Origin of the sequence: Aerococcus urinaeequi, from assembly GCF_001543205.1 — a bacterium.
Taxonomy (GTDB): domain Bacteria; phylum Bacillota; class Bacilli; order Lactobacillales; family Aerococcaceae; genus Aerococcus; species Aerococcus urinaeequi.
This window is the reverse complement of record NZ_CP014162.1, coordinates 230923-255499: the sequence shown is the minus strand read 5'-3', so window position 1 is coordinate 255499 and position 24577 is coordinate 230923. Positions and strand designations below refer to the sequence as shown.

The following is a 24577-nucleotide window of genomic DNA, read 5'->3' as shown; positions in this document are numbered from 1 at the left end:
ATGGCGGGTATGATAATGGTTGAAAAACAAACGGCTGGAAGAGATGCTTTAGGGGAATTTGCACCAAAATTTGCAGAATTGAATGATGATGTATTGTTTGGAGAAGTATGGTCGAGAGAGGATAAGCTTTCCTTAAAGACTCGCTCCATTGTAACAATTACGTCCCTGATTTCTAAAGGGATTGTTGATTCATCTTTGAGTTATCACTTGGAAACAGCTCGGAAAAATGGTTTGACACAAACAGAAATGGCTGAGATTTTAACACACCTTGCTTTTTATGCAGGGTGGCCTAATGCTTGGGTAGCCTTTCGTTTGGCAAAAGAAGTCTATGCGGATGATTTGAATGAAGAAGAGCACGGTGGCTTCTTTGGACAAGGCAAACCTAATACGGCTTATGCGCAATATTTCATTGGTCAAAGCTATTTGAAGCCACTGACTAATCCTGAAGAGACAATTTTTATCGCCAATGTTACATTTGAGCCTGCTTGTCGCAATAATTGGCATATCCATCATGCCAAATCTGGTGGAGGTCAAATCTTGATTTGTGTAGATGGTGAAGGCTGGTATCAAGAAGAAGGGAAACTTGCTCAAAGTTTGAAACCAGGAGATGTTGTGACAATTCCGGCAGGTGTCAAACATTGGCATGGTGCTAAGAAAGACTCTTGGTTTAGTCATCTAACTGTTGAAGTGCCTGGTGATGAAACGTCAAATGAGTGGCTGGAACCGGTAACTGACGAAATGTATGATAACCTTTAGGAGCGATTTAAGTGGAAGTTAGAATTCAGGATATCATTCAAGCAGATGGAACTAAGGATGAGACCACACCGAATATAGCAGCATATGCGAATGAGCTGTATCAAGAAGCAATCAAAATTGGCATGGAAATGAATACCGCATGCCATATGCCGGAAGAACTTCGTGAGATTATGAGTCGCTTAATCGGAAAAGAAATAGATGAAAGTTTTCGAGTTTTCCCACCATTCTATACAGACTTTGGGAAAAATATCACGCTTGGTAAGAATGTCTTTATCAACTCTGGAACTCATTTTCAAGACCAAGGAGGCATTGTGATAGGAGATGGTGCCTTCATAGGGCACAACGTAGTACTCGCTACAATCAATCACGACTTATATCCCAAGAATAACCGCAAAAACCATTATGCGCCCATTGTTTTGAAGGATAACGTCTGGATTGGTTCAAACGCCACGATTACTTCTGGTGTGACAATTGGCGAGTGGTCAGTAGTCGCAGCAGGTGCAGTCGTAACAAAAGATGTGACACCATATAGTATTGTTGGTGGTATACCTGCAAGAGTCTTAAAGACAATTGATCCAGAAGGAGACAACGACTAATAAACCAAAAAGGAATCGACCTTGCATCCTCGCATGCGGGAACGATTCCTTTTTTCGTACTCACAAATACGCTTAAATCCACAACCATCGCTAAACTTTTACAAATTCCCTACTACTTTGTAAAAGTGCAACAAGGCAAAATGTAATTGTATCGCTAAGAACGTCTAAATAGAAGCACTGTGTACATGAACCGTACGCACAGTGTTGTTGGGATATGCTACTAATGGCTCTTTCTTTACATGATTCAGATAATAGAATATTACTTAAGATGAATATACCTGACTATAATAGGTAATCTTTAAGTCGTACTAAAATATATTGATCTAGCAAAGAGGAAATTTGGACTATCCATTATTCCAGATAAAAGAATTTATATAGAATGTAGAAATAATAGGACATTTAGTGTTCACACGACGATTCTAAGATCATTTAGAATTAATTAGACCTATAGTTGGTTAAACAAGGAGAATAAGACGATCTCTAAATTGTCATTTATTACTAAAAATTTTTGCCATTTAAAAATAAAAGTGACAATTATGGACTATAAAAATATCTAAAAAAAAAACTGTATTCAAAAGTTAAAACTTATAACCAAAAATGCCAGCCGTTGTGTAAATTGCAACAGCTGGCATTTTTGATTTATACATTTTTTATCAATAAATATAAGCCGATAAGAAGTAAGAATAGCGTCAAGAAACCATGGACGATTTTTGTCGATTGAAATTCTTTGGGGTATTTAAATAAGAAGATATACCCATTAACGAAACCGGCGACAACGAGCAAGATAGCGAAAATAGTTAAATACATGATGACTCCTTTACTTATGATGTTACTTTTACCTATTATACATTAGAATTTATTGATTTCGGTCTGAAGTATGAGGGATATGATGTGAATTTACCTTAGTATACAGATATAATTAAATATAAGTTAACAGTAGAAAGGTTGATAAAATAATGAAATTATATATGAAAAATCAATTACTCTCACTTAAACGTGATTTTAATTTGACGAATCAAGACGGCGATCCAGTTTACAAAGTTAAGAATAAATGGCTATCAATTGGCCAACAATTTCGCATTATTGACCTAGCTCAGGATAAAGAAGTGGCGCAAGTTAAAGAGCAAATTATTGATTTAATGCCAACGGTAGATGTATACGATAAAAATAATAACAAGGTAGCTGAAATCCGCAAGAAGGTTTCCTTATTTAGAGATAACTACAAAGTAACGTCCTTGGATTGGGATGTTAAGGGGAATATCCTTGATTTTGATTTCCGTATTACGGATGAAAATGGCGACCGAATTGCCCGTATCGACCGTAAGTTGATTTCAATTCGCGATACTTTTGTGATTGATATTGAAGACCATGTGCCAGCTGATGTGGTGCCGATTATTCTAGGTGTAGTGATGGCGATTGATTTAGTAGTTGAGCGCGAAGAAGATTAAAAAAGGAAGACTAAAATTGTACTTAAATAGTTAACTGAGGAGGCTGCGACCGTATGGATCGTGGCCTTTTTATTTTCGTCTCAAAATTTCCTTCGAAACCACTTGTGTTTACCGAACGTACGTTCTATTATTAATGGGAACATACGTTCTGTTTTTAAGGGCGTAAACTTAAATGTCTAAGCGAAGGAGGGCTAAAGATGTTTGCGAATAATGTAACGTTTGACTATTCAAAGGAACCTAGTCGCGATATTTTGTGTATTGATTGTAAGTCATTTTACGCCTCAGTGGAGGCAGTAGAACGCGGTTTAGACCCATTAACGACCAAATTAGTTGTCATGTCCTACTATGATGAGGCTGGTGGTCAGAGTAGGGGTTCCGGGCTTATTTTGGCTAGTACACCAGCCGCTAAGAAAGCCTTTAATATTTCCAACGTAACCCGGGCCCGAGATTTACCTTATCCCTATCCAGATGATTTGGTGATCGCCCAACCACGCATGCGGGTTTATATGGAGAAGAACCAAGAAATTAACCGGATCTATAAAAGCTACGTGGACGAAGCTAACCACCACGTGTTTTCAGTGGACGAAAGTTTCCTAGATGTGACCGATTCATTCAAACTATTTAAGGTTAGTAGTGCCTACGAAATGGCCCAGAAAATTCAAAAGGATGTCCATGACCAGACCGGTATTTATACAACGATTGGTATTGGCGATAACCCATTTCTAGCCAAAGTGGCCCTAGACATTGGTGCGAAAAAGGAGTGCGACATGATTGCTGAATGGCGGTATGAGGATGTCCCGGATACCCTATGGCAGATTGCTGATTTAACAGAAGTCTGCGGTATTGGCCACCGAATGGCCCGCCGGCTAAAGGGGATGGGTATTAATAATGTCTACGACCTCGCCCATTCTTCTTATCACGTATTAAAAGATAAATTAGGGGTCATGGGTGCCCAACTTTATGCCCATTCGTGGGGCGTGGACCGGTCTTTTCTCGGCACCCCTTATACCACAAAGGACAAGTCCATCGGCAACAGTCAAGTGCTCCCAAGAGACTACACCGATAAGGACGAAATTGCTGTCGTCGTCAAGGAAATGGCTGACCAAATTGGTACCCGTTTAAGACGAGCTGGCGCGCAAACCCAAGTCGTCGGTCTTGGCTTAGGCTATTCTATGGGCTACTTTGATGCAAGTGGTAAAAGGGGTATTCATAAGCAAATCAAGGTAACACCGACCAATCAAAGTAAGGTGATTGCTGAAGTGGCCTTGTATCTGCTGTCCTTACTCTATGACAACCAAGTAATCCGGCATATTTCTTTATATAGCGGCAACCTTGTTTACAATCAAGCAGTCCAATTAAATCTATTTGAAAGTGAAAACAATCAAGTAGCCGACTTGAAAACAGATGTGATTGTAGATACCATCCGTAAGAAATACGGTTTTAAGAGTCTGGTCTATGCCTCGTCTCTTAAAGCTGGCGGTCGGGCAATTGAACGCTCTAGTTTAGTCGGCGGACACGCTGGTGGTATGGCGGGTATCGAAGGTGAGGCCCATGGCTAAGCGGCTTGAACCTTGGGAACTACCGAACGCTACAAGACGGGCCCAATTGTCATGGTTAAAAAAGCAACGACACCCAAGGACCCGTAAACACTTCACGCCTTATAATGAATATGAGGACCGGACCTTTGGTATGAAGTGGGCTACTGCTTATGCCATGGATGAATTGGTCAAAGGCATTCAATCCAACCATAAGGATGCAGCTAAAGTATCTACACCACTGCCTGAGATGACGAGGGAAGAGGTTGACCAAGTCTTGCAGGAAGCTTGGTTAAACCACTATCCTGTTTCTATTCAATTGTCTTTGAAAGATCATTTAGGTCGCTACCTTGACCATATCCTCGGTTGGTTTAATGGGGAAAGTAATTATTTTTATTTTTTGATCGGTAGTCGCAAGATTTTATGGGATGATGTGCGCCATATTGAATTGGTCAAAGAAAGTAAGTGGTCACATATTGACCTTTAGTTTGATGTTTGTAGTCAAGTCTTGGTGTAATATTGATATATCAAGGATTTTGATGAGTAAAAAAGGTCAAAAATACCACTGATAAATGTTTGACCTATCCTGACCAAAGTGATATACTATAAGCATAAAGTAAAAGGAGTGATGTGAAATGGCAAACATGGAAATGACTACAACCTTACAAGAGGCCATCGCAAATGCCCAACAAATTGCTATGACTCGTAAACATCAAGAAATTGGGATTCCCCATATGTTTACAGCGTTGGTGCAACCTGGAAACTTTGCTTATGACTTTTATGAAGATTTAAATGTGCCAATGGCAGCATTAACTGAAGAATTAAACCGTGAATTAGATGCGGTACCAGTGGTCCAAGGTACGAACGTACAATATGGTCAAGGAATATCACGTGGCTTGGGTGAATTAATTCAAAAAGCTCAAGTACGTGCGGAAAAACAAGGTGACGAATTTTTAGCCACTGAAATGGTATTAGCAGCCATCAATGATGTAGCTTATACTGACCTGGCAAAATGGTTCAAGCAACATCAAATTACCGCAAAAGCGGTAGAAGAAAAAATTGATAATTTGAGACAGGGTGATCATGTGACAAGTAAACAAGCAGAAGAAAACTATGAAGCTTTAGAGAAATATGGTGTCGATTTAGTCGAACAAGTTAAAGCAGGTAAAATGGATCCTATCATCGGACGTGATGAAGAAATTCGTGATGTAGTTCGTATCTTGTCTCGTAAATCTAAAAATAATCCGGTCCTAATTGGTGAACCTGGTGTAGGTAAAACCGCTATCGTTGAAGGTTTAGCCCAACGTATTGTGAAAAAAGATGTCCCTGACAACTTAAAAGACAAAACAGTCTTCTCATTAGATATGGGTGCCTTGATTTCAGGGGCTAAATACCGGGGTGAATTTGAAGAACGGTTGAAAGCTGTCTTAAACGAAGTTAAAAAGGCAGACGGACGGATTATCTTATTTATCGATGAAATCCACAACATTGTAGGTGCCGGTAAGACTGAAGGGTCAATGGACGCTGGGAACTTACTTAAACCGATGTTGGCTCGTGGCGAATTGCACTGCATTGGTGCCACAACCTTAGATGAATACCGTCAATACATGGAAAAAGACAAGGCTTTGGAACGTCGTTTCCAACGTGTCTTAGTGAAAGAACCAAGTGTTGAAGATACTATTTCAATCTTACGTGGTTTGAAAGAACGATATGAATTGCACCATGAAGTAACGATTCATGACCAAGCTTTAGTAGCAGCAGCTGAATTGTCAGACCGCTACATCACTGACCGGTACTTACCGGATAAGGCGCTTGATTTGGTGGATGAAGCTAGTGCTGAAATCCGCGTGCAAATGAATTCATTGCCAACAGAATTAGACCAAGAACGTCGTCGTTTAATTCAACTAGAAATTGAAGAAAAAGCCTTACAAGAAGAAAAAGATGAGGCAAGTAAACGCCGGTTAGCTGACCTTCAAGAAGAGTTAGCCGAGGTCCGTGAAAAAACTAACCAATTAACCATGCAATGGCAAGTTGAAAAAGGCGGTATGTCTGAGATCAACGCTAAACGTCAAGAAATTGACAATGCCAAACATGCCTTGGAACAAGCGGAAAATGAATACAATCTAGAAGAAGCAGCCAAATTACAACATGCGATTATTCCAACCTTGGAACAAGAATTGGCAGATATGGAAAAAGCCTACCACGAGCATGCAGACAAGAGCGCTGACCGTTTGGTAGAAGAATCTGTAACTGAAGACTCTATCGCAGCAGTGGTTTCAAGAGTGACTGGGATCCCCGTGACTAAATTAGTTGAAGGGGAACGTGAAAAATTGCTTCACTTAGATGACACCTTACATACACGTGTAGTAGGTCAAGATGAAGCAGTTGATAGCGTGACAAATGCGGTATTACGTTCACGTGCCGGTGTTCAAGATCCAAACCGTCCGTTAGGTTCATTCTTATTCTTAGGACCGACTGGTGTTGGTAAAACTGAGTTGGCTAAAGCCCTAGCTGAAGCCATGTTTGATTCAGAAAATAACATGGTCCGTCTTGATATGAGTGAATACATGGATAAAATCAATGTGACTCGTTTAATAGGGGCAGCGCCTGGTTATGTTGGTTACGAAGAAGGTGGCCAATTAACTGAAGCTGTACGTCGTAATCCATATACAGTGGTCTTACTAGATGAGGTTGAAAAAGCCCATCCAGATGTATTCAATATCCTATTACAAATCTTAGATGACGGTCGTCTAACTGACTCACAAGGTCGGATTGTAGACTTTAAAAATACCATCATCATTATGACAAGTAACTTAGGATCAGATGCCTTGTTAGACGGTACTGATGAAAACGGGGAAATCGATGATGAAGCAAGAGAAGCTGTTCAAAGTGCTTTGAAAATGCACTTTAGACCTGAATTCTTAAACCGTATCGATGACACTATTTTATTCAGACCATTATCACACAATGATATGGGCGGTATCGTACGCAAGATGTTAGCACAATTAAGCGACCGCTTAGCTAGCCAAGAAATTGTGGTAACATTCAGTGATGAATTGGTGAGCTGGATTGGTGACACTGCTTATGATCCACAATTTGGTGCACGACCATTGCGTCGTTTCATCACCAACCAAGTGGAAACACCAGTAGCACGTGCGATTATTGCAGGTACTATTAGTAAACAGCAAGCAGTGAACATCTCAATTGATGAAGACCATGAAATCAAGTTTGATGTGACACCCTTAGTCCAAAATTAAATCTATATAAAAAATAAGTAATTGATTAATTCTCCACAAGCTAGCAAGTAGTATGCCTAGTTTGTGGAGAATTTTTTATTGCATAAGCTTGTTTTCAAAGAGGAGAAACCGTTGAAGATAGGCTATTATTATGAAAGCGGACTTTCAATATGGTAAAATATACAGTATAGAAGATGGATGGAGGTGGAGAAATGGAGACAGTATTATTTTCCATTGGTATCCTAGCCATTATCGCTGGAATGATGACGCGTCATTATATGCTTGGAGGCATTGTGGGTGCGGGATCTTTCTTATTGTATTTTGGTTTGTATGACAATGGGTCTTGGTTGTCACTGATGCTTTTTGCTTTAGGGACAGTCTTGATTATTTCCGAAGTATTTTTACCTACTTACGGGATATTGGGTGTCGTAGGTTTGTTGATCGGTGCCTGGGGATTGATGGGACAGACTGCTGATATCGGCGACGCGGTAGTAGATTTAACGATTGGTGTTGTTGTGGGTATCGTGGCCTTTTATATTTTAGTTAAGTTGGGTTACCGGATTCCTTTTAATGATCAAATTGTACTGAATACATCTTTGAATCGGGAGCGAGGTTATCAATCGCAGAGTGTGTCTGTGGCGGATTATGTTTCGCAAGAGGCTGTGACGCTCACGCCACTGAGACCGACTGGGAAGGCAACTTTCTCGGACGGGAATATCTTGGAAGTGATGAGTGACAATGAAGTGATTGGTAGTGATGAACGGGTGGTTGTTGTGAGGATTCGTAACAATCAATTATTAGTAAGGAGAGTGAACCATGAGTAGTTCGTATGGAAATGACACAAGTATTTGGGGAATTTTGGTTTTAGCGATTATTATTCTAGTCGTTTTAACTTTATTCTTTACCTTTGTGCCAGTTGGCCTTTGGGTAACAGCTTATTTCTCTGGTGTTAAGGTGGGGATTGGCGATTTAGTCGGAATGCGGCTACGTCGTGTAAATCCAAATAACATTATCAAACCTTTGATTAAAGCTACAAAAGCTGGGTTAACTATTGACTTAAATGATTTAGAGGCCCACTATTTAGCAGGTGGGGATATCAATATGGTCGTGGATGCCTTAATCGCAGCGCAACGTGCCAATATTGACCTAGAATTTGAACAAGCTGCAGCCATAGACTTAGCAGGTCGTGACGTATTTGAAGCCGTTCAAGTGTCAGTAAATCCTAAAGTAATTGAAACACCGATTATTTCAGCGGTTGCGATGAACGGTATTGAAGTGCGTGCGAAGGCGAAAGTAACTGTACGCGCTAATATTGAACGTTTGGTTGGGGGTGCTGGTGAACCTACTATTATCGCCCGTGTTGGTGAAGGTATCGTCACAACTGTTGGTTCAGCAGCGACACATTCAGTAGTTTTGGAAAACCCAGATGCAATTTCACAGACTATTTTGCGAAAAGGGCTAGACTCTGGGACAGCTTTTGAAATCCTATCGATTGATATTGCGGACGTTGATGTAGGTCGTAATATCGGGGCTAAACTACAAGCAGAGCAAGCTGAAGCGGATAAACGAATTGCCCAAGCGAAAGCTGAAGAGCGTCGTGCGATGGCCGTTGCCCAAGAGCAAGAAAATATTGCGAAAACGCAAGAAATGCGTGCGAAAGTTGTGGAAGCACAGTCTCAAGTACCAGAAGCCTTAGCTGAGGCCTTTAGAAACGGTAAAATCGGGGTAATGGACTACTACAATATGCAAAATATTCAAGCAGATACGAAGATGCGCGAAAGTCTTTCTGAAGGAGATTCTGAACACAATTCAGGTGATCAATAATGGAACTGATTGGAATTCTGGTCTTCATCTTTGGGCTGGCACACAGCTTTTACAAGGATCATCAGAAGAAGCTGAAAGCAGAAGAGAAGGCGAAAGCGAAACGATTTGATGCGTCTAATCAACCTTCGCGGATGAATGAAAATGGCGTGGATCGACAAACTTCAAATCGGCAAACGCAAAATCGTCAAAGTACCAGTCGCGGTAGACACCAAGAAGATAAGAAGCCAAAAACCTTGGCGGATTATCTAGCTAAAGCTCAAGAGTATTTAGATGAAGTAGATGCGGATGCGCAAAAGTCTTTTGAAGAAGTGAAGGCTGAAAAAATTCAAGTTACAAAGCAACAAGATCAAAGAAGAAATGCAAATCAACAAAATCGTGGTCAGCAGTATGCTAAACAAAACCAGGCTATGCGGGCACAGAAGCGTCAAAACCAACATGCAACCTTAAACCAAGCTGAGAGCGGTCAAAGTACCGCGCTTGATGGTGAAGGAACGGGTTGGGATGAGTCAGATGTATATGCTGACGGTCGTGGCTATTCTGCAGAAGGTAGTCGCTCTAACGAAGGTTCTGTATCTGAAACTGCAATGTCGAATGGTGATTATTTTGATCAAGAAATGGCTGCCAATGACCTTGAATTAAAGAAAGCATTGCAACAAATGGATGAAATGTATGACCGTGAAGCGGACCGCTTGGATAGAGAGTTAGACCAATTGTTTAAGGAAATGGAAGATCCGAGTAAAGATTTACGTGTGACGACTGAAAGCAAGAAAAAATCAGGAAATCCACGCGAAATATTAGCTTTATCTAATCAGAATGACCTAAAACGTGGTATATTATTAAGAGAAATACTGGACAAACCAGTAGCTAAAAGGTAGGTGTGACAATAGTCGCTTAGCATTAACCGCCTCTAACGCATTTAGGTGAGTAAATGCTAAAGCACTAACTCGCCCATAAACTAGAACAAAAGGCGAATAAACACTGCAAGTGTTTAGCGTATTTTGTGAAGTGTCGGACAATTCCGACTATGGGAACCTGATATCACGACTTTCTTAGCATACAAAAGGGGCTGTGAGACAGCCCCTTTTAGTTTATCCGATTTTTAAATCAGAGAGGATGTATCAATAATGAACTGGGTTTTAAATACAATTGCTTATGGTGACTTGATGGCACAAGAAAGTTTTGGCCAATTAGATATGATTGATTCTGTTAAAGGGTTAGGTTTTGACTATATTGAATTGAGAAGTGAATACTTTGACGGTTCAGACCAAGAATTGGTGGACCTAAAAGCTGCAAACCAAGAAGCGGGCTTAACTGTTTTCCTTTCTGTGCCAGCACCTTTATTTGAAGAGGGCCTATTAAATTCTGAATTAGAAAACTACTTTGAATTAGCCCAAGCGGTTGGTGCTATACAATTGAAGGTCAACTTAGGTGCCTACAACCAAGAAACAGTGGCTACAGATATGACTTTGGTCAACAACTTAATTGACCGTTTCGGCATTTCCCTAACCTTGGAAAATGACAACACGCAAGCAACAGGCGCTAGCGACTATTTTAAAGCCTTTCTAAAAGAAAATGCTAACGATAAAGTGGGCATGTGCTTCGATGTGGGTAATTTCTTATACTACGATGAAGATCCAGTAGCAGCGGTGAAAAAAGTCTTACCATTTGTCCATTATGTCCATCTAAAACAAGTGGAACAAGCGACCAATACTAGTCTAGCAGGCTTATCGGTAGGGGACGTGGACATTGTTGCTGTCTTAAAAGAGGTAGACCAAGTAATCCCTGTTGCGGTTGAGTGCCAATATAAAGCTTCTGATATTATGGAAGTTGAAGGACAAATCAAAAACGATATCGAAAATATCCTATCTGGCTTAAATTAGAAAATAGCTAGAAATGCCTATGGACTAACCTGTAGCCCTTGCTTGCAGGCCGGATGCATGTTAACATTGTTTGGTTGTCAATATGTTGGACTAGGTAGAAATCTAGTCGTACACACATCAATTATTTTGATTCAAAAAGTAGCATGTGTGGTAGAAAGAAAGGAATTCTAATGACGAGTAGTGCATTAAAATATACATTACATAAAAAAGAAAAGCATACGGGTGCACGTTTAGGCCAAGTGGAAACCCCTCATGGTACGATTGAAACACCGGTATTTATGCCTGTTGGTACGCAAGCATCCGTAAAGGCTGTGTCTCCTGAAGAGTTAACGGATATGAATGCCCAAATCATTCTGTCTAACACCTATCATTTATGGTTACGTCCAGGTGATGACCTAGTCAAAGAAGCAGGTGGCTTACATCAATTCATGAACTGGGACAAACCAATTCTAACCGATTCAGGTGGGTTCCAAGTATTCTCGCTGGCTGATTCTAGAAAAATTGAGGAAGAAGGGGTCACCTTCAAGTCTCATTTAGACGGTAAGAAATTATTCTTATCACCAGAAAAAGCCATCCATATCGAAAACAACTTGGGTGCGGACATCATTATGTCATTTGACGAATGTCCAGACTTCAACCACGACCACAACTACGTTGAAAAATCGATTCACCGTACAACACGTTGGGCTGAACGTGGTTTAAACGCCCACCAACGACCAAATGACCAAGCATTATTTGGGATTTTACAAGGTGCTGGCTATAAAGACTTACGTCTACAACACGCCAAAGATATGATCGGTTTGGACTTCCCAGGTTACTCTATCGGTGGTTTATCAGTAGGTGAATCGAAAGAAGATATGTACAAGGTTTTAGATTACCTAACACCTGTCATGCCTGAAGACAAACCGCGTTACCTAATGGGTGTCGGCAGTCCGGATGCCTTGATTGAAGGGGTTATCCGTGGTATCGATATGTTTGATTGTGTATTGCCAACACGTATTGCACGTAACGGGACTACCATGACCAGTCAAGGGCGTGTAGTCATCAAAAATGCGCAATATGCACGCGACTTTACGCCATTAGATCCAAATTGTGACTGCTACACTTGCCGTAACTATACACGTGCTTACATCCGTCACCTATTGAAAGCTAACGAAACATTTGCACTACGGTTAACGTCAATCCACAACTTGCATTTCTTAATCAATTTGATGGAGCAAATTAAAGATGCCATTCGCGAAGACCGTCTATTGGACTTTAGAGACGAATTCTTCTTGCAATATTACGGTAAGGTTCAAAAAACCGCCTTTTAGGTCAAGACCTTTTCTTTTTGAAAAAGAGCTAGGCTAGGTCTTGCTAAATCTTTCGGCTTACAAGGGTTAACCTATGTAATTTATGGGTACTTTATGGTACGATTATGCTAATGATGAAAAAATTAACGGTTCATTTGTGAACAAATAATCAAACAGGAGGTAATTCTTTTAATGGGAACAGTATTATATATAGTTGTTTTAGTGGCTTTAATGTACTTCATGTTAATTAGACCGCAACAAAAACGACAAAAAGAAACGCAACAAATGATGGCTGCAATGGCAGTTGGCGATTCTGCAGTAACAATCGGTGGTTTACACGGTGTCATTGCTGAAATCGATGAAACTAAAAATACGATCACTTTAGACTGTGAAGGTGTCTACTTAGTATTTGACCGTCGTGCAATTGCGCGTACGCAAAAAGCTGACCCAATGAATACTGAAATGGCTAACGACATCATGAGCGATGCTGCTGAAGAAGAAGCACGCGAAAATGATGTAGTCATTGAAGATATAGAAGCAGGCGACCAACAAGAGGACGATCAAATCTAGTCACAGCAACTGCTTGATTCAGAATGATTGAACCTTTCGTTACGGAGGCCATTATGAAAGTTTCGAACTTTGAATTCCTGTGTCTTCGTCCATGGTTTCTTTCAAAATCTCAAAGTATTAAAAAACAAGGATATAATGGGATAGAATGGCAAGACATTGAAGAATATTTTAAAGATTTTGCGTGGAAACGTCAGGCACCAAAGAAATTTAGTGCCCGTATTCAGGAAATTAAGAAGTTACACGCGAATGACTATTTAGATTATGCAAAATTACAGGCGACAGTATATGACGTTCATCCGTTAGATGAAATGAATATCGACGACTTGTTAAAATAGCATGATTTCAGAAATGAAAGATTGAGAAGGGTATGACAATGTGTCATGCTCTTTTTGATTGTGCTAGATTTATTTATTGCTTATTTTCTTAAGAGTCATCGTTAAGAAAATAACATTTTTTTTAGGTATATCTATAAATACAAAGTAGGTAATTTCCAAAAACACCTAAAAATAAGGTATAATAGTACTAATTGGCGTAAGCATTAAAGAAAGGTGATTAACCATGTCTAAAAGTAGAGAAGATTATATGAAAGTCATTTTTGAATTCGGTGGCAAAATGGACCGTGTAGGCAACAAAGCAATTAGCGAAGCCTTAAATATTTCCGCAGCCTCTGTAACTGAGATGATTTCAAAATTACAAGAAGAGGGTTGGGTCACTTACATTCCTTACCAAGGTGTCCAATTAACTGAGGAAGGGACTAAAATGGGTGCTTCTTTAGTACGACGTCACCGTTTATGGGAAATGTTCTTATATGAAAAATTAGGTTACAACTGGGATCAAGTTCATGAGGAAGCTGAACAGTTAGAACATACTGGGACAGAGTTCTTCATTGACCAATTAGATGAATTCTTAGGTAAACCTGTATACTGTCCGCACGGTGGGGCTATTCCTGATAAAGATGGCGTGATGGCTAAAGAAGCTACGATGCCTTTAGCTGATTTAGCGGTTGGTGATAAGTTTAAAATCCAACGTGTAACAGACGATAAAGATTTATTAAATTACCTAGATAAGTTAGATATTAAACTAGATAAAAAATATGCGATTGATGAAATTGAAGCTTTTGACAAATCATTTACGATTTCGCGTAAAGGGGAATCAATTGTATTGAATCCTAAGGCGACTGTGAATATCTTTGTCGACCAAGATTAATCATCACAAGTAACCCAGTGTTTAAAAGGGGGTAAGTGTCATGCGCACGATTGGGATATTATCATTTGATGATCCAAAAATTGATGGATCTAGGAAAATATTACATGTCGATATGGATGCTTTCTTCGCCTCTGTTGAACAAAGGGATAATCCTGCTTATCGGGGAAAACCGGTGATCATCGCCCGCCATCCAAAAGAGAATTCGGGTAAGGGTGTAGTATCAACGGCTTCTTATGAAGCACGTAAATATGGTGTCCATTCAGCCATGTCTGCAGCTGAAGCTTACCGCTTATGTCCGCAAGGGATTTTTGTGTCGGGTAACTATGCTTTATACCGCGAAGTTTCAGAACAAGTACGAGAAATTTTCAAGCGGTATACGGATATTATCGAACCCCTTTCTATAGATGAGGCCTTTTTAGATGTGACGGATAATAAGAAGGGGATTCCTTATGCCATGGATGTGGCCAAGGAAATTCAAGAAACCATTTATAAGGAATTGAATTTAACTTGTTCGATTGGGGTTTCTTATAATAAATTCATTGCCAAGTTGGCATCTGACTACCAAAAACCATTTGGTATGACGGTGATTACCCCTAAACGAGCGATTCCCTTTTTGGAGCAATTACCGATTGAAGATTTTTATGGAGTTGGGACAAGGTCAGCTGAAAAAATGCATGAATTAGATATTTATACGGGTGCAGACTTGAAGAAGTTATCCCAAGATGAATGCATTCGATATTTCGGCAAAGCGGGGCTAGCCTTGTATGAACGGGTCCGCGGAGTTGACGACCGGCCGGTTAAAGTCACCCGCATCCGTAAATCGATTGGGAAGGAGAGGACCTTTTATCCTTTCCTTTACCATGATAATGAGGTGGAAGAAACCTTGCGTAAGCTAGCCAATTCAGTGTCTGATGCTCTGGGTAAAAGGGACATGCACGGAAAAGTGGTGACCTTGAAGTTTCGGAATGCGGATTTTGAGACGGTTACACGGCAGACGTCGCTTGTTGACGCGATTTCAAATAGTCAAGATATATACTTTTACGCCTTGGACTTATGGCAAACTTACGGGGATGTCAGTCAGGGGATTCGCTTGCTGGGGATTACAGTGAGTGATTTGTCTCAGTTGGCCTTTGAAAATATCCGCTTGAATTTATATGATCATCAAGATAAAGAAGCGGGAACCCTGGCCTACAAATCCAACACATTATTATCAGAGAATGAAGAAATAAATGAAAATAAAAATATAAAAGAAGATTCAGCAATTCAACCTGCCCCAGACCAAGCGTCATCTGAACAAAAGGATGGTGACGCGTAAAACCGAATGGGTCAGATTTTAAACGGAGGAGCAAAGCCAATGGCAACTAAACACGAACAAATCATACAATATATTCAAAACCTCCCCATTGATTCCAAAATTTCGGTTAGGTCTATCGCACGTAATTTGAAGGTTTCAGAGGGGACTGCCTATCGGGCGATTAAATCGGCTGAGAACTTGCATTTAGTGGCGACCAAAGAGCGAGTGGGTACCGTCCGAATTGAAGAGAACGAAAACCGCCGCATGCACCATTTAACGATTGAAGAAATTATCAAGGTAACGGATTGCCAGGTTTTAGGCGGGGCTTCAGGTCTGAGTCGCCAGGTCCGTAAATTTATTATCGGCGCCATGGAAGCGGACGGGATGCGTCGTTATATCGAACCAGATTCCTTGATTATCGTTGGTAACCGCGATGAAATTCAACGGATTGCCTTGGAAAGTGACGTCGCTGTTCTAATCTCGGGTGGTTTTAAGCCGTCAGAAACCATTGTGGACTTGGCTAACAAGCGGGAAGTACCACTTTTAAGTGTCAACTTCGATACCTATGCGACGGCTACTTTAATCAATAAGGCGATGATTGAGCGGTCTATGCAGAAGGATATTTTACTTGTTGAAGATATCTACATTCCGCTTGAACAAACGCAATTTTTATACACGGATGATACGATTACGGCCTACCGACAATTGTCAGAAAACTCGGGGCATACCCGTTTTCCAATTTGTGAAAGAGATGGTAAATTGGCGGGGATTTTAACGGCTAAGGATATCCTAGATTTCACACCGGATACCCATTTAGCTAAAGCCATGACGCCAACGCCAATTTCGGCTAAGAAGCCAATGAGTGTGGCGTCAATTACCCACATGATGATTTGGGATGGTTTGGAAATTCTACCGGTTGTGGATGAAGCGGATAATTTGCAGGGGATTCTATCTAGACAAGATGTCTTGCGGACTTTGCAGTATACCCAACAAACGGAACAGAGCGAGAACCGGATTGAGATGCTATTAGCTGATAAGTTGAAATTCGTTGATCAAAATGAGGATATGACAAAAGCGCGTTACCGATTCCTGAGTGATGTGTCATTAACCAATGATTTTGGGGCTTTATCTAATGCCTTACAACATAGTATTATCCAACTATCGGTAAAACAATTTGTGAAGAAGATGCAAGATAAATCCATTGTGGTCGATAAGGTGAATGCTTACTATTTAAAATTAGTACCTTTACAATCTACCATCGATGTTGTGCTAGAATTCCTAGATGTCTCTAGACGTTCAATGGAAATTGATATCACCGTCTACCATGGTAAACAAGTCATGACCAAAGCCATGGCTAGTGTGAAAACTCTGACAAATTAATGACGGATCCGGCAATCAAGGGTATAATTGAAATAGAGAAAATTTTAGGACTTAGAAAGAGGTCAATATGTTAGAGAAAATATTAGCGGCAATTGAGGCACATGATATCATTATTATCCATCGTCACGTCCGCCCAGATCCAGATGCACTAGGATCGCAGATGGGGTTAAAGGCAGTTTTAGAAGAAACTTACCCACATAAAGATATCTATGCAGTGGGTCAAGATGATGACTCATTAGCGGAATTCGGGGATATGGACGATATTTCGGATGATACTTACAAGAATGCACTTGTTATCGTGAACGATTCAGCTAACCGACCACGGATTGATGATCAACGGTATAAAAAAGGGGCCACACTTGTCAAAGTTGACCACCATCCAAATGAAGATCCATACGGGGACTTTATGATTGTTGAACCAAGTATCTCATCGACCTCAGAATTATGGGCATCTATCGTCTTGCGCGATGACAATAACTTACAAATGAACGATGAAGCAGCTAAATGCTTCTTCTTAGGAATTGTAGGGGATACTGGTCGTTTCTTATATGACAATACGACCTGCAATACCATGCAAATTGCCGGTGAATTGTTGAACTACGACTTCCCAGCTTCTGACTTGATGCAAGAATCGAATACGCAAACTATTTCTCAAGCCCGCTTGCAAGCTTATGTCCTACAAAACATGAAATTGTCAGCACAAGGGACTGTGAATTCAGTTTATATTTCACAAGACTTACTGCAGTCACTTGATTTAACCGCCAATGAAACCTACCAAATTGTTCAAATTCCAGGAACTATTGAAGGGGTCATCACTTGGGTAACCTTTATCGAACAACCAGATGGTAAAGTACGTTGCCGAATCCGTTCTAAAGGCCCGGTAATCAACCATATTGCTGCCCAACATGATGGTGGCGGTCACGAGAAAGCCTCAGGCGCTAACGTTTATTCTTCAGAAGAGAAAGATGAATTATTAGCTCAACTAGGTGAAGTGGCTATGAAATACCGTCGCGACCATTTTTATGACTAACAAAAAAGAATATAGCTTTCAAGACCGCATCTGAATTTAAAATTCATATGCGGTCTTTTTCGTTCGGCTTTTCAAAGTAAATTGGCTATTTTAGAGAGACTATGGAATGGAAATGTAAATTAAAAACGAATATTAATCAATCAAAAACAAAATTTATATGGATTTAGAAATATAGCTGTGCTAAAGTAATGGGGTAAAGAAAATAATAGCGCGAATAACCGAACATGTAGGTTTTTCGTTGGGAGGAAAATCAAGTCATGTCTTCATTATTAAAATCAATCCTTATTTCAAGTGCTGCCTTACTACTGGTGGCCTGCCAAGGGCAAAATGCCGGTACGGATGCCAATGCCGACACAGCGTCATCATCCAGTTCACAAGCCAGTGAATCAACGACTACTGATGCTTTATCGATCGGTATGGTAACAAATGAAGGGGGCATTGATGACCGGTCGTTCAACCAATCTGCCTGGGAAGGGTTGCAAGCATGGCAAGCGGAAACTGGAGCCAAGGTCCAATACTATGAGTCACCTGATCAATCTGAATTGATCCCTAATTTAAATGTTGCAGTTGCAGACCAATACGACATTATCGTTGGTCTTGGTTATACAACTGCAGAAGCCTTAAATGAGGTGGCATCGCAAAATCCTGACCAAAATTATGCTTTGATTGATGGGGAAGTTGACCTAGATAATGCGGTATCCATCGCCTTTAAAGACCAAGAATCTGCCTTCTTAGCGGGCGTTGCGGCTGCTTTAAATACGGAAACAAACCAAGTTGGATTTATTGGTGGGACTAGAATTCCAGTGATTGACCGTTTTGAAACAGGGTTTAAAGCGGGTGTTGCCTATATTGACGAAAATATTGAAGTGGAAAGTCAATATACGGAATCCTTTAGCGATGCCTCTAAGGGACAACAAATTGCTAACGCTATGTATACCAATGGTGTTGACGTGATTTATACAGCTGCAGGTGGGTCTGGTAATGGTGTTTTCACTGAGACCCGTAACCGTCTAGAAGCAGATCCAGAAACGCAATTATGGGTGATTGGCGTTGACCGAGATCAAACTGACGAGGGCGAGTGGACTGGCGGTAACTTCACCTTAGCGTCGACCCTTAAAGATACCGGGGCAGCCATTATTGCCTTAGCCGAGCAAACTAGAGACAGTAGCTTTCCTGCAGGTAAAAGCTTAGCTTATGGCTTGGAAAATGGCGGCGTTTCGCTAACCCAAGGACAATTATTAGAGGAAGAATGGGCGCAGATTGAAGAAGCCAAAGCTGCGATTATCGCTGGTGACATTCAAGTTCCAGAGTTCACTTACTCTGAAAGTTAGTTTGCTTATAAGACAACTGAAACCAGGTGTGTTAAAACAGTGAACAGGAAAAACCAGGAACCGCGATTTTAATCTTAGTTCCTGGTTTTGTTTATAGGGATTAGATTGTGTAAAATATGCCGTTTCTTCTATAAGGCAATTTTCAATAAAACTATTTTACCCAAACATGGCCGTTTTGACGTAATAATTCATCCGCTTCTTTAGGACCACGTGTTTTACCAATATAAGTAGGTAGGGTTTTAGTGCCTGCATTTTTCCAGTTGGCAATGATTGAATCAACGATACGCCATTGTTCAGCCAATTCATCCCATGTAGAGAAATTGGTTTGGTCACCGATTAAGGCATCATAAATCAATTTTTCATAAGCATCTGGTACATAGGCAGCATTTAATTCGTCTACATTAGAATTAATAGACACCATTGTTGGCAATAATTCTTCACCAGGTAATTTTTGATTTAGGTTAAAAGCTAAACCGGTTTCTGGTTGGATGTTGAAGGTGATGCGACTTTGACTTGGATTACACCCCTTATCGATGTCTGTTTTATCAACGGCATCTTTTAAGACGATTTCAACGGTTGTCCGTTTGTCATCCAAGGCTTTACCTGTTTTGAAGTAGAAGGGTACTTGGCCCCAACGGTCATTATTGACTTGGAAGTAGCCCGCTAAATAAGTTTCAGTCACAGAATCAGGTGCGACCTCATTTTCCTCTAAGTAGTTGATGAATTCACCATCTTCACTTGCAAGGTATTGGGCACGAACGGTTTGTTTAGCTGTTTGGTCTGCTGTTAATGAATCGATTTGTTTCAAGAAAGCTAACTTATTGGCATGTACATCGTCTTGGTCAGGTGAAGCGGGTAGGTCCATACCAAGTAATGTCGCCACTTGTAGGATATGGTTTTGTAGCATGTCACGAATAGCACCTGATTTGTCGTAGTAACCACCACGGCTACCAACTGGCATGTCTTCTGCTAGGGTGATCTGAATGTTTGAAACGAATTCCTGGTTTAATAAAGCTTCAACTGCAGGGTTAAAGAAACGTGTCGCTAAGATATTTTGCACCATTTCTTTACCAAGGTAGTGGTCAATACGGTAGATATCTTTTTCATCGAAAGAAATCGCTAAGGCATCATTTAATTCTTTGGCTGATGAAAGGTCAGTTCCGAATGGTTTTTCTAAGATTACTCGGTGTGTACCGCCATCTGTCACAATTTCAGCATCCTTCAATCCTTGGGTGATCTCAGGGAATAGGGCTGGTGAAGTCGATAGGTAGTATAAATTTTTCTCACCGGTATTAAATTCATTTCTTAATCTTGCCATTTCATTGTTCAAATTCTCATAATCATCCGCTTGAGTGGCGTCATGAGATGTGTAGAAGAAATGTTTGATAAAGTTATTGATTGTTTCTTCGTCTGCTTCTTGGTCAGAAATTGAATCTAAGACGATATCACGGAAATAATCGTCAGTCCATTCACGTCTAGAGTTTCCTAGCAAAGCAAAGTTTTCAGATAATAATTGTCGCTGATATAAGCGGAATAAAGATGGGTATAGTTTACGGCGCGCTAAATCTCCTGCTGCACCAAACATAACGATAAGCCCACCAACTTGTTTGTTAGTCATTATGCTACATCCTTTCATAGTTCATCACCAATTATATACGAACTTTCATCACTTACACAAGAATTAGTCCTGACTATTCTTAGTATTTTTTAATATTCTATTATTTTAGATTTAAGAAAGATAATGGTACAATAGTACGGATGAGCAAAAAGAACCGTACTTGCCTAAGCTGGCAAGCAGAGAAAGGTGGGAGACCATGTCTTTTACACAATTTAATTTAAAACCATTTATCAACGACGCACTCGCAGATTTAAATTTCTATGAGCCGTCTCCAATTCAAGCAACAGTTATTCCAGTGATTCAATCAGGCCGCGATGTCATTGCCCAAAGCCAAACAGGATCAGGGAAAACTCACGCCTTCTTATTACCACTATTAAATAAGATTACAGCTGAAAAACACACGCAGTTGGTTATTACAGCACCTAGTCGTGAACTTGCGGAGCAGTTATATCAAGCTGGCCGTCAAATTTTGTCATTTTCAGATGAAGATTTACATATCGAGCGCGCTTTTGGTGGGACAGATACTGTTAAACAAGCCAACCGTTTAGAAAATGCCGTACCACAAGTCGTTGTTGCGACACCAGGACGTCTATTAGACTTGATTAACAACCAATTGATTTCTGTACACCAAGTAACAGATTTCGTTGTTGATGAAGCAGACATGACCCTTGATTTAGGTTTCTTAAATGAAGTCGACCAAATTGCAGGCCGTATGCCAAAATCATTGAACATGTATGTTTTCTCAGCAACTATTCCGGACAAATTAAAACCATTCTTGAGAAAATATCTAAGCAATCCTGAATGGATAACAATTGAAGCCCGTCACAAAATTTCAGATACCATTGATAACTACTTGGTACCCGTTAAAGGGCGCGACCGTAAGGCATTGTTATTCGATACCTTAACAATTGGTCAACCTTATTTAGCTTTAATCTTCGCTAACACCAAGGAAACTGTACAAGAATTGTACAAATACTTGAAATCTCAAGGCTTAAATGTCGGCCAAATTCATGGTGATTTACCAGCTCGCGAACGTCGCCGTGTAATGAAACAAGTACAAAACTTGGACTTCCAATACGTGGTAGCAACTGACTTAGCTGCTCGTGGGATCGATATTGATGGCGTGTCTCATGTCATCAACTACGAAGTACCAAATGAATTAGAATTCTTCATCCACCGTGTAGGCCGTACTGGTCGTCAAGGTAAACCAGGTACTGCCATTACCTTCTATATTCCGGATGAATTTAAAGATATTGAATGGTTGGAAAACAAAGGAATCATCTTTGAAAATAAAGATATCAAAGACCATCAATTAATCGATGGTAAAGACCATGATGCCCGTGCTGCCCGTCAAAAAGCACCTGAAGTTGACCATACTGTAGCTGGGATGATCGAACGAAACAAACGTCGTAAAGTCAAACCTGGTTACAAGAAAAAATTAAGCCGTCAAATTTCTAAACATAATAAAGACAACCGCATGGCTGATCAACGTAAAAAACGTCGTGACCAACGTCGTAAAAACAAAGAAGACAACCAAGTGGATTTCTAAATTCACTAGCATCTACAAAATAAAAATCCGAGGAAAGATTGATTTGATCAATTCCTCGGATTTTTTTGTTTAATGATAAATTATTTTTCGACGCTCACACTCTAGTCGGATTCACACCCTCGTAATCGGATTTGCGTCGCACCTTAGTCGAGTTCACTCGACCAGCTCAAGTCCACTTCAGAATAGTTTGCATCACACTTTGTGTGATACGGCACTATTCTTCCAGTTTATGAGCGAGTTGATGCTTTAGCACTTACTCGCTTAAATGCGTTAGAAGTTGTTTAGCTGAGCGGTCTCACTCACTCCCTTGTATTATTTCTGCATTTTTATGACTTGTACTTTTTTCAATAGTCGCCATAAACGAATCAAGGCGAATACATACATGATTTCTAATTGATAGACAACATAGAAGCCAAATAGGTTAAAGATGGTAATGACCATTAGTGGCATGGTTAATGACGCAAGGGCTAAAGAGAACCGCATTTTAAAGGTTAGTCTTAACCGAGTTGAATCGGGTAGCATACCAATTACTAGGGCAATCATCAGGCTTGCTAGCATTAGATTTAATAGGCTAGATAGGGCCACAATGATGAAGATAATCGGGTAGTAGGCCAAAGTTAGGCTACTCATTGACTGGATAATACCTTTGACACCATCGCTATTGGCAGAGTCACCTAATTGTGTGTAGGTGAAGGCGATAGGTTGGCCCATGAATGATAAGGTTAGGTTATCTGAGTTGTTTTCAACAGTAATCAAATTGTTTTGACTAGTCGTCACGTCTTGACTGGCGATTTCATCATTCGGATCAAAGGCATAGGTCATCAGGTCTGTTTCAAAAATAAAGGCCGCTTGGTCATCGCTGGTGGCGAGTTTGCCATCTGTCACTTGATAGTCAGGGATTTGATTAACGATCGATGTTGCGTTGGTTTCTAGTAAATCAAATACTTTCAAAGTGTCGAAGAAGGTCGGAATTGCGGATATACCTGCAATTAATAAGGCATAGACCAACATTCTCTTAAAACTATAGGAAATGACACGGATAATTTTTGGATAATTCAATAGGGCATCGTATAAGATGACGAGGATATTGCTTTCTTTCATACATTCGCTCTTTTCTGTTCGCATATTCTCACGCTTAGCTAGTGGACTTGGAAAATGACTAAGCATTCTCACGTTAACATTCATTATAACAAAGATTGGTCAAAAATAATGAGCGGATGATTGGAAAAGGAAAAACTTTTCTTAAAAATAAGTGAGCGCTTTAAGTCGATTCCTTTGAATTTTAGGGTGTGACTTGTTATAGTGATTTTAGTAAGAAAATAATGATAAGTTATATAGGAGGAATTTTACATGGCTTTTGAATTACCAGAATTACCATACGCTTATGATGCATTAGAACCGTATTTCGATGAGGAAACAATGCACTTGCATCATGACAAACACCATAATACTTATGTAACAAATGCAAACGCAGCTTTAGAAGGTACTGATTTAGCAGACAAATCTGCTGAAGAAATCCTATCTAACTTTGACGCTGTACCTGAAGACAAAAAAACTGCTGTTCGTAACAATGTTGGTGGACACGCTAACCACACATTATTCTGGGAACAATTCGCAGCAAACGCTGGCGGTGAACCTACAGGCGCTTTGAAAGAAGCTATCGACGCTAAATTCGGTTCATTTGCAGACTTCCAAGAAGCATTCAAAACTGCAGCAACTGGTCGTTTCGGCTCTGGTTGGGCTTGGCTAGTTTTAGCTAACGGTGAAGTGGCAATCACTTCTACACCAAACCAAGACTCACCATTAATGGATGGTCAAACACCATTATTAGGTATCGATGTTTGGGAACATGCATACTACTTGAAATATAAAAACGTTCGTCCAGACTATATTGCAGCATTCTGGAACATTGTAAACTGGGATGAAGTTGCAAAACGTTTTGACGCAGCAAAATAATTTAACATCTATTTAAATAGTAAAAGAGGGGTTAGCTTAGGCTAACCCCTCTTTTTTACGGCAAATTGCGTAAAAA

General features: G+C 40.2%; 22 protein-coding genes. 20 read left to right on the top strand and 2 right to left on the bottom strand.

Annotated elements, in window-relative coordinates; all coding sequences use genetic code 11:
* The first annotated feature begins 15 nt into the window (after window positions 1-15).
* From AWM74_RS01160 to AWM74_RS01075, 18 genes are all read left to right on the top strand, one after another.
* The gene (locus AWM74_RS01160) at window positions 16-756 is read left to right on the top strand and encodes a carboxymuconolactone decarboxylase family protein (protein WP_026466281.1); all 741 of its coding nucleotides are present in this window, start codon (window positions 16-18) and stop codon (window positions 754-756) included.
* A gap of 11 nt (window positions 757-767) precedes the next feature.
* Entirely contained in the window at window positions 768-1352 is a 585-nt protein-coding gene (locus AWM74_RS01155; RefSeq protein ID WP_026466280.1) for an acyltransferase, read from the top strand.
* Between the two features lie 956 nt (window positions 1353-2308).
* Window positions 2309-2800, top strand: a complete 492-nt coding sequence (locus tag AWM74_RS01150) for an LURP-one-related/scramblase family protein (protein ID WP_034258239.1) — start codon at window positions 2309-2311, stop codon at window positions 2798-2800.
* 197 nt (window positions 2801-2997) lie between these two features.
* The gene (locus AWM74_RS01145; RefSeq protein ID WP_026466278.1) at window positions 2998-4359 is read left to right on the top strand and encodes a Y-family DNA polymerase; all 1362 of its coding nucleotides are present in this window, start codon (window positions 2998-3000) and stop codon (window positions 4357-4359) included.
* The gene (locus tag AWM74_RS01140) at window positions 4352-4822 is read left to right on the top strand and encodes a hypothetical protein (protein ID WP_016896868.1); all 471 of its coding nucleotides are present in this window, start codon (window positions 4352-4354) and stop codon (window positions 4820-4822) included. Before AWM74_RS01145 ends, AWM74_RS01140 begins: the two co-directional genes overlap by 8 nt.
* 148 nt (window positions 4823-4970) lie before the next feature.
* Complete coding sequence (clpB, locus tag AWM74_RS01135) at window positions 4971-7592, top strand: ATP-dependent chaperone ClpB (RefSeq protein ID WP_026466276.1); 2622 nt, start codon at window positions 4971-4973, stop codon at window positions 7590-7592.
* 191 nt (window positions 7593-7783) lie between these two features.
* Window positions 7784-8395 (top strand): NfeD family protein, encoded by a 612-nt coding sequence (locus AWM74_RS01130; RefSeq protein ID WP_016896870.1) that lies wholly within the window; start codon window positions 7784-7786, stop codon window positions 8393-8395.
* Window positions 8388-9395 carry a flotillin-like protein FloA gene (gene floA, locus AWM74_RS01125; RefSeq protein ID WP_016896871.1) on the top strand — a complete coding sequence of 336 codons (1008 nt, stop codon included), beginning with the start codon at window positions 8388-8390 and terminating at the stop codon, window positions 9393-9395. Before AWM74_RS01130 ends, floA begins: the two co-directional genes overlap by 8 nt.
* Entirely contained in the window at window positions 9395-10270 is an 876-nt protein-coding gene (locus AWM74_RS01120) for a hypothetical protein (RefSeq protein ID WP_026466275.1), read from the top strand. Before floA ends, AWM74_RS01120 begins: the two co-directional genes overlap by 1 nt.
* 249 nt (window positions 10271-10519) lie before the next feature.
* The gene (locus tag AWM74_RS01115) at window positions 10520-11275 is read left to right on the top strand and encodes a sugar phosphate isomerase/epimerase family protein (protein ID WP_026466274.1); all 756 of its coding nucleotides are present in this window, start codon (window positions 10520-10522) and stop codon (window positions 11273-11275) included.
* Between the two features lie 170 nt (window positions 11276-11445).
* A complete protein-coding gene (gene tgt / locus AWM74_RS01110; protein ID WP_026466273.1) occupies window positions 11446-12588 on the top strand; it encodes a tRNA guanosine(34) transglycosylase Tgt in 1143 nt (380 codons plus the stop codon).
* A 171-nt stretch (window positions 12589-12759) separates the two neighbouring features.
* Window positions 12760-13137 (top strand): preprotein translocase subunit YajC, encoded by a 378-nt coding sequence (yajC, locus tag AWM74_RS01105; RefSeq protein WP_034258237.1) that lies wholly within the window; start codon window positions 12760-12762, stop codon window positions 13135-13137.
* Window positions 13138-13190: 53 nt separating this feature from the next.
* The gene (locus tag AWM74_RS01100; protein WP_016896876.1) at window positions 13191-13472 is read left to right on the top strand and encodes a post-transcriptional regulator; all 282 of its coding nucleotides are present in this window, start codon (window positions 13191-13193) and stop codon (window positions 13470-13472) included.
* A 223-nt stretch (window positions 13473-13695) separates the two neighbouring features.
* Window positions 13696-14343 (top strand): metal-dependent transcriptional regulator, encoded by a 648-nt coding sequence (locus AWM74_RS01095; protein ID WP_016896877.1) that lies wholly within the window; start codon window positions 13696-13698, stop codon window positions 14341-14343.
* A gap of 40 nt (window positions 14344-14383) precedes the next feature.
* On the top strand, window positions 14384-15658 hold the full coding sequence (dinB, locus tag AWM74_RS01090; RefSeq protein ID WP_026466270.1) for a DNA polymerase IV: 1275 nt from the start codon (window positions 14384-14386) through the stop codon (window positions 15656-15658).
* A 39-nt stretch (window positions 15659-15697) separates the two neighbouring features.
* Entirely contained in the window at window positions 15698-17017 is a 1320-nt protein-coding gene (locus AWM74_RS01085; RefSeq protein WP_026466269.1) for a DRTGG domain-containing protein, read from the top strand.
* A gap of 67 nt (window positions 17018-17084) precedes the next feature.
* Complete coding sequence (locus tag AWM74_RS01080) at window positions 17085-18047, top strand: DHH family phosphoesterase (RefSeq protein ID WP_026466268.1); 963 nt, start codon at window positions 17085-17087, stop codon at window positions 18045-18047.
* 257 nt (window positions 18048-18304) lie between these two features.
* The gene (locus AWM74_RS01075; protein WP_026466267.1) at window positions 18305-19378 is read left to right on the top strand and encodes a BMP family lipoprotein; all 1074 of its coding nucleotides are present in this window, start codon (window positions 18305-18307) and stop codon (window positions 19376-19378) included.
* Between the two features lie 151 nt (window positions 19379-19529).
* Here AWM74_RS01075 and zwf read toward each other — a convergent pair whose 3' ends face one another.
* Window positions 19530-20996 carry a glucose-6-phosphate dehydrogenase gene (gene zwf, locus AWM74_RS01070; RefSeq protein ID WP_026466266.1) on the bottom strand — a complete coding sequence of 489 codons (1467 nt, stop codon included), beginning with the start codon at window positions 20994-20996 and terminating at the stop codon, window positions 19530-19532.
* Between the two features lie 196 nt (window positions 20997-21192).
* Here zwf and AWM74_RS01065 point away from each other — a divergent pair, with 196 nt between their 5' ends.
* A complete protein-coding gene (locus tag AWM74_RS01065; RefSeq protein ID WP_026466265.1) occupies window positions 21193-22545 on the top strand; it encodes a DEAD/DEAH box helicase in 1353 nt (450 codons plus the stop codon).
* Window positions 22546-22857: 312 nt separating this feature from the next.
* Here the strand turns inward: AWM74_RS01065 and AWM74_RS01060 are convergent, their stop codons facing one another.
* Entirely contained in the window at window positions 22858-23646 is a 789-nt protein-coding gene (locus AWM74_RS01060; RefSeq protein WP_026466264.1) for a DUF1189 family protein, read from the bottom strand.
* Window positions 23647-23895: 249 nt separating this feature from the next.
* Between AWM74_RS01060 and AWM74_RS01055 the strand changes: the two genes are divergently transcribed.
* Window positions 23896-24501: a superoxide dismutase gene (locus AWM74_RS01055; RefSeq protein WP_026466263.1), complete on the top strand. Its 606-nt coding sequence runs from the start codon at window positions 23896-23898 to the stop codon at window positions 24499-24501.
* Window positions 24502-24577: the final 76 nt, after the last annotated feature.